The organism is Alkalibacterium sp. s-m-28, from assembly GCF_054658175.1.
In genome coordinates, this window is the sequence record NZ_BAAGIQ010000100.1 from 1 (window position 1) to 6,744 (window position 6,744).

A 6,744-nucleotide genomic window follows, 5' to 3' on the forward strand; every position below is an offset into this window, starting at 1 on the left:
GGAACTCTTCAAGCCATTTTTAAAAGAAAATCAGCTGAATCAAATATCAAAAGCGGCATAATAATCGGTACCAAGTCAATGACACCAAGGGTCAAAGGCTATTTTTTAACTGCAAAACTTGAGTTAAGTCAGATGATGTAGCGATATACTCATGAAAAATTATTGTGAAATTATTATAATTCTATTGAATTTAGACTAAATCAAGTTGTTACACAGTTAGGGTTGAAATAGGAGTTACATATATTTGAGGAGGAAAGGGAATGCGTTTCAAAACAGTACAAAAAGCCACATATCCTAAACATAATAAATCGCGTACACATCATAAGGCAATTGAAAAAATAGATGCACCGGCTATCATGGTTTTCCCGATGTCCATGCACATGGGGGCTCCGGCCAAGCCAGTAGTGGAAGTGGGCGACAAAGTGAAGGTGGGAACCTTGTTGGGGGAAGCTCAAGGCTTCATTTCTGCAAATGTTCTGTCATCAGTAAGTGGGGAAGTCATTTCTATTGAAGAACGTGATGTACTCAGTGATGTCTATACATGTGTCATCATAAAAAATGATGGAGAATACACAGAAGAACCGCCGTTTCCGGAAGCAGGAGATAATGTGGATCCGGCACTTGTTCCTGAACTGATCAAAAGAGCCGGTATTTCCGGAATGGGAGGAGCGACATTCCCGACTAACGTAAAAACGTCACCGCCCAAAGACAAGAAAATCGACACGCTTATTCTTAACGGAGCAGAATGCGAGCCGTATTCTACATCTGACCTGCGTACGATGATCGAATATGCAGACGAAATTATTGAAGGTGTCCGCGTTATCGATGCAGTCTTCAACGTTGAAAGAGTATTCATTGGTATCGAAGACAATGCTAAAGAAGCTGGAGAAGCACTGAAAAAAGCAGCTGAGGGTTACGATAAAGTTGAGATCAAAGTCCTTGAAGCTAAATATCCTCAAGGATCTGAAAAGCAGTTGATCGAGAACTGTACAGGACGTCAAGTGCCTGCAGGCGGCCTGCCAGCTGATATCGGCTGTGTCGTATCCAATGTTGGGACATTTCAGATGATATACCGTGCGGTACGCTTAGGTAAACCTATGGTAGAACGTGTCTGCACGATTTCAGGGACACCAATTGCCGACCCTAAAAACCTGCTTGTACGTCTGGGTACACCGATTGATGACGTGATTGATTTTTGTGGAGGCTTCCAGGAAGCACCACGTAAAGTGATTCACGGTGGGCCTATGATGGGGAAAACCATCAAAGACGGAGCGATTCCTATCTCTAAAGGGACCACTCATGTGACATTCCTTACTGCAGAAGAAGTCGATGATGAAGAACGTATGGATTGTATCCGCTGTTCAGAATGTATTAACGTCTGTCCTGTAAGCTTACAGCCTATACTTATCAGTAATGCTTACGAGCGGGGAGATATCGAAAAAGCAGCACAGCTTGGAGCTATGGACTGTATTGAATGCGGAAACTGTTCATATATCTGTCCGTCCAAGATTCCTTTACTAGACAACATAAGAAAAGCTAAAACGGTTATCAGACAGAATGCAAAGGCGGTGTAGGAATGAGTACGAATAAAACAAAAACCACCTTGGCCGATTACGATTTAGTGCTGGACAACTCACCGCACATATTTGAAAAATGGTCATCACAGTGGATCATGCTGCAAGTTATTATTGCCATGCTGTTTCCGTTGGCAGCGGGTGTCTACTTCTTCGGATTCCAGACACTTTATCTTACTGTTCTTGCTGTGATCACGTGTGTGATCAGTGAGTACCTGTACGAAAAAATTGTTAGAAAACGTGTAACTGTGACCGATTTATCAGCAGTAGTTACAGGTATGCTTATTGGATTAAGTATGCCAAACGGTGTCCAATGGTTCAGTATTATTATTGTCAGTCTATTCGCGATTATTGTTGTCAAGATGATTCCGGGTGGAATCGGCAGAAACCGGTTCAATCCCGCGGTAGGCGGACGAGTCATGTTTTTGATGGCACCTTGGATTGTAAATACATTTGTTTCAGGAGAAGATATAATAACCACAGCAAGTCAGGCAGAAGCTATTACAACTGCAACTCCAGATGACCTGGTTGCTGCTGCAACACCCTTGTTCTACATTGGAAGTGGTGCGCAGGAAGTACCGGACGGCGCGCAGACGCTTTGGAATATGTTCCTGGGAAATCAAGGTGGATGGGGCGGATCTCTTGGTGAAACAAGTGCACTCGCATTACTCATCGCGATGGCGTTTCTGATTTTCCGACGCATTATCAATCCTAAGATACCGGCAATGTACATCGGAACAGTTGCTCTGATCATGCTGGTTTACTCAGGATTTGATTTCGAATTCATGATGTATCACATTCTAAGTGGGGCCTTGCTTCTGGCAGGAACTTTCATGGTCACAGACTATGCTTCAGGTGGCCTGACTCCTCTTGGTCGAACGGTATTTCCGATCGGCGCTGGCATCATTACTGCGGCTTTCAGAATTGGAAATTTTTCACCTGAAGGGGTTGGCTTCTCAATACTGATTATGAATGCGATCATTCCATTTGTAGACAAACTGGTTATGCCGCGCATTTACGGTCACAAGAAACGTCCCGGAGTTCATCCGGATTATGATCTGACAGAGCCGCTTACCAAGCGTGACGTGCTGACAGACAATTGAGTAGATAATAAAACGGCTGGAAAATGATCTGGCCGTTTTTTTTACGTATTATTCAGCGTATACTTAAGAAAATAGAAAAGGGTGTGCTAAGTATGCTGAAAAAAATACTTGCAGCAGGAGCAGTTTTTATCATTGGAATGGTTTTAAGCGGGTGCGGAGACATAAGAGAACCGTCACCGTTTGAAGAAGTAGATACATTGGACGGTGTATCTATAAGCTTGAATCAGGAAGTGTATGATTCAGAAGGAGAGACATTCATTCTTACTGTGTCGAATCAGTCTGAAGAAGAGATAAGCTATGGCATTGCGTTTACTGTCGAAAAGCAGGAAGGGGACCAGTGGATAACCGTTGAACCAGAGGAAGAGATGTCATTTATTATGATTGCCCATATACTGGGTCCGGGAGAAGAGGCAGAAGACGAACTGAACATGCATTATTATGAGCCCTTCGAACCAGGTGAGTACCGAGTCGTCAGACAGATCGAAGGAGAAGTGCTGACTGCCGAGTTTACTGTGGAATAAAAAGATAAAGCAATAAAGATAAGTCAGCTTGTTAGCGACAACTGACATCTTTATTGCTTTTCCTTAATTGTCTGGTGTAGTTTTGATGGTATTGATCTTAAGAATGTCTTCATAATCACCAACCTGAGATATGAAATGTATCATGTTAAACTGTGCGGGAAGGTGCAATGTATACATATCTTCACAAATTGAACTTCCGTCTTCCAAATAGGTAATAGAATGATCTGTTGAAACAACAGTGATATTGTTTGCTTTAAAAGTTTCCACTAGATAAGCAAGTGTAGCATCTCTATTTTTATACTGAATCTCCAGTTGTTTAGTACTGTCGATCTTGAATAATCCTTTAAGCAGACGCAAAACGATCAGCATGATAAATGTACTTGTGATTGCCATGAAATAATAACCCATACCCACGGCAATACCTAAACTTGCTACAGCCCATATTGAAGCAGCCGTTGTCAGTCCAGTCACTGTGCGTCTACTTACAATAATTGTTCCTGCGCCCAGGAATCCAATCCCGTTGACAATCTGAGCGGTAAGACGAGTAATGTCGGTTGATAATATTGTTGAAAAATCGGGGTTGTCCATGGCAAAGTTCAAGACCCATCTGCTGGCTTCCAGTTGCGTCATCGTAATGATCGCTGCACCCAGACTGACTAGAGTATGGGTGCGTATCCCAGCATCGCGACCCTTAAGTTCTCGTTCGTAACCAATTACCCCGCCGACGACTGCAGCGAGAATCAGTCTTAAAAATAATTCTATCTGAGTAAATTCCAAACCGATTCCTCCCTCATACTTTTATAACACTATTATCGTTAACTTGACAAATAAATACAAGAATGAATTTGTAGAGATCACAGGGAATTACTTTCATCTTTCTGCTACATATTGTATACTAAAATTATTAGCAGAACCTACCAGTTTTTTTCACATGTACATAACTATAAGAAAGTATGTGAAAAAAGTAATTAGGTTAGACAGGAATTATAGAGAGGATGAATGTGATGCGTTTTTCGTTCATGGGAAAACACGGTGGTTCCCATCCAGAAGAGAATAAATCACGAACGAGCAAGTTACCGATAGTAGATGCATCAGTCCCTAAAATCATGGTTTACCCCGTATCCATGCACATAGGAGCGCCTGCTAAACCGGTCGTAGAAATTGGAGAGACAGTCAAGGTCGGTCAGCTGATTGCTGAAGAAGGTGGATTTGTATCAGCAAATGTATATTCTTCAGTTTCAGGTGAAGTGATTGCTATAGAAAAACGTGGAAAGATCGGTGGCGGAGAAGTGGACAGTATCATTGTCAAAAATGACTATGAATATACAAAAGCTGATCCAATCGTCGAACCGGGACGGTCTCAGGACATGTCAAAAGATGAAATCATTCAGACAGTCAGAAAAGCTGGAATCGTTGGAATGGGTGGAGCAACGTTCCCTACAGCTGTTAAGTTGAGTCCTCCACCGGGGATGACGATTGACACACTTATCATCAATGGGGCAGAGTGTGAACCGTATTCTACATCCGACCACAGAGTCATGGTGGAACATGCAGATGAAATTATTCATGGAATTAATCTGTCTAGAGCATTGTTCCCTCAATTACGTCGCATCTATATCGGTGTAGAGGATAATAAACCGGATGCTATCAAGGCGCTTGAGGAAGCCTCTGCTGAATTTGACGATATTTTCGTCCGTCCATTGAAAACAATGTATCCACAAGGATCAGAGAAAAACTTGATCAAGAGCATGACTGGAAGAGAAGTATCGCCTGGTGGCCTTCCTGCTGAAGTTCGCTGTGTCGTGGCTAATACATCAACGATCCGTTCTTGCTACCGCGCCTGCGAGTTTGGCGAGCCTTTAATCGAACGTATTGTATCAGTGTCCGGAACACCAATAAGAGAACCTAAAAACCTTCGAGTTAAAATCGGTACTCCTATGGATTCGCTTATTGAAGACTGCGGCGGATTTGCTGACGTACCAGGAAAAGTCCTGGGTGGTGGACCGATGATGGGTAAAACTGTTTCGGATCTCGGGGTTCCAATTATTAAAGGAACGACAGCTATAACAGTTCTGACTCCTGAAGAAGCTGAACAAGGGGACAGTCACGACTGTATCATGTGTTCAGAATGTCTAAATGTCTGCCCGGTCAGTCTGCAACCTATCCTTATCAGTGAAGCTTTCGAAAGAGGAAATATTGATAAAGCTCAGGAGCTGGGGGCAATGGACTGTATCGAATGTGGAAACTGTTCATTTATCTGTCCTTCAAAAATCCCTCTTCTAGAAAATATTCGTTCCGCTAAAGCTGCTATAAAAGCGAAGGAGGAGAAGTAAGATGGCTCAGGCAATTGATGTAAAAGGTAAATTGCAAGTCGGTCCTTCCCCTCATGTTCGCAGCAAACGCACAGCAGCTTGGGTTATGGACCAGGTTTTAATCGCGCTGATTCCACCAACATTAGCGGCTACCTACTTCTTCGGATGGTGGGTCCTTGGTATGGTAGCAATTGGTATTGGGACAGCCGTTGCATCTGAATTTATTTATCAGAAACTGACATACAAACCAATAAAAATACAGGATCACAGTGCCGCAGTAACAGGTATGTTGGTCGCCTTAAGTTTGCCTGTCACTGCACCAATATGGATGATCATGTTTGGATCGATTTTTGCTATTGTTATCGTTAAGCAGCTTAATGGTGGGATTGGAAGGAACTACTTCAACCCTGCAGTTGCTGCTCGTGTAGTCATTAAGGCCCTCTTTACTCCTTGGCTGGCTAACTGGGTCCTGCCCGGTGGATTGCTGGGAAGTGGATTCAGAGGGGTCGATGCTATAGGTTCTGCCACGCCGCTTGAGTTTATCGGTCACGGGGCACAGGTCGTGCCTGAACAAGTTCCTGGACTATTCGATTTGTTCATGGGATTTAATCTAGGTGGAAATGTTGGAGAAACTTCTAAATTCGCAATACTTATTGGTATGCTTTATCTGATTTTCAGACGTGTAATTAATCCAAAAGTACCGATTTTATATATCCTTACAACATTTGTGGTTATGGGATTATGGTCCAGCTTTGACTGGAATTTCCAAATGACGCACATTCTGACAGGAACTCTGTTCTTCGGGGCCACGTATATGGCTACTGACTATAGTTCAGGATCTCTAACACCAGAAGGGAAGACTGTTTTTGCCATCGGATGTGGGGTGTTGACCGCTGTGTTCAGGATTACACTGGACCACCCGGGTGGAGTGGGGTATTCGATCCTAATTATGAATGCCCTGGCACCGTTTATTGATAGTAAGCTGATGCCACGAATCTACGGCCACAAAACCCGTCCCCAAACAAAATTCGATCGTCAAAGCACGAACTAATGCTATAAAATAAACAAAAAAGCGCCGCGAGAATATCTCTCGTTGACGCTTTTTTTATGTGCGCCCGGCATGGGCGACAACTTGGTGGTGAAAGTCCACTACAGACTTGGCAGTAGGAACTGTTAGCGAAAGACAAGGGTGTCCGCCGTGAGGCGGAATCTGAAGGAAGTCGGACGCAAATGC

General features: G+C 43.3%; 6 protein-coding genes. 5 read left to right on the top strand and 1 reads right to left on the bottom strand.

Translation table 11 applies throughout. From position 1 onward, the window contains the following. Positions 1-260 precede the first annotated feature (260 nt). From rsxC (ACYQ4S_RS10280) to ACYQ4S_RS10290, 3 genes are all read left to right on the top strand, one after another. Positions 261-1,574, top strand: coding sequence for an electron transport complex subunit RsxC (rsxC, locus tag ACYQ4S_RS10280; protein ID WP_459770969.1), 1,314 nt, complete (start codon positions 261-263; stop codon positions 1,572-1,574). Positions 1,575-1,576: 2 nt separating this feature from the next. Beyond that, positions 1,577-2,677: an RnfABCDGE type electron transport complex subunit D gene (locus tag ACYQ4S_RS10285; protein ID WP_459770971.1), complete on the top strand. Its 1,101-nt coding sequence runs from the start codon at positions 1,577-1,579 to the stop codon at positions 2,675-2,677. A gap of 92 nt (positions 2,678-2,769) precedes the next feature. Beyond that, a complete protein-coding gene (locus ACYQ4S_RS10290) occupies positions 2,770-3,198 on the top strand; it encodes an immunoglobulin-like domain-containing protein (RefSeq protein ID WP_346024863.1) in 429 nt (142 codons plus the stop codon). Positions 3,199-3,261: 63 nt separating this feature from the next. Here the strand turns inward: ACYQ4S_RS10290 and ACYQ4S_RS10295 are convergent, their stop codons facing one another. Further along, the gene (locus ACYQ4S_RS10295) at positions 3,262-3,975 is read right to left on the bottom strand and encodes an MgtC/SapB family protein (protein ID WP_346024862.1); all 714 of its coding nucleotides are present in this window, start codon (positions 3,973-3,975) and stop codon (positions 3,262-3,264) included. A 227-nt stretch (positions 3,976-4,202) separates the two neighbouring features. Here ACYQ4S_RS10295 and rsxC (ACYQ4S_RS10300) point away from each other — a divergent pair, with 227 nt between their 5' ends. Next, on the top strand, positions 4,203-5,531 hold the full coding sequence (rsxC, locus tag ACYQ4S_RS10300; protein WP_459770973.1) for an electron transport complex subunit RsxC: 1,329 nt from the start codon (positions 4,203-4,205) through the stop codon (positions 5,529-5,531). 1 nt (position 5,532) lies between these two features. After that, complete coding sequence (locus ACYQ4S_RS10305; RefSeq protein ID WP_346025225.1) at positions 5,533-6,561, top strand: RnfABCDGE type electron transport complex subunit D; 1,029 nt, start codon at positions 5,533-5,535, stop codon at positions 6,559-6,561. The last annotated feature ends 183 nt before the right edge of the window (positions 6,562-6,744 follow it).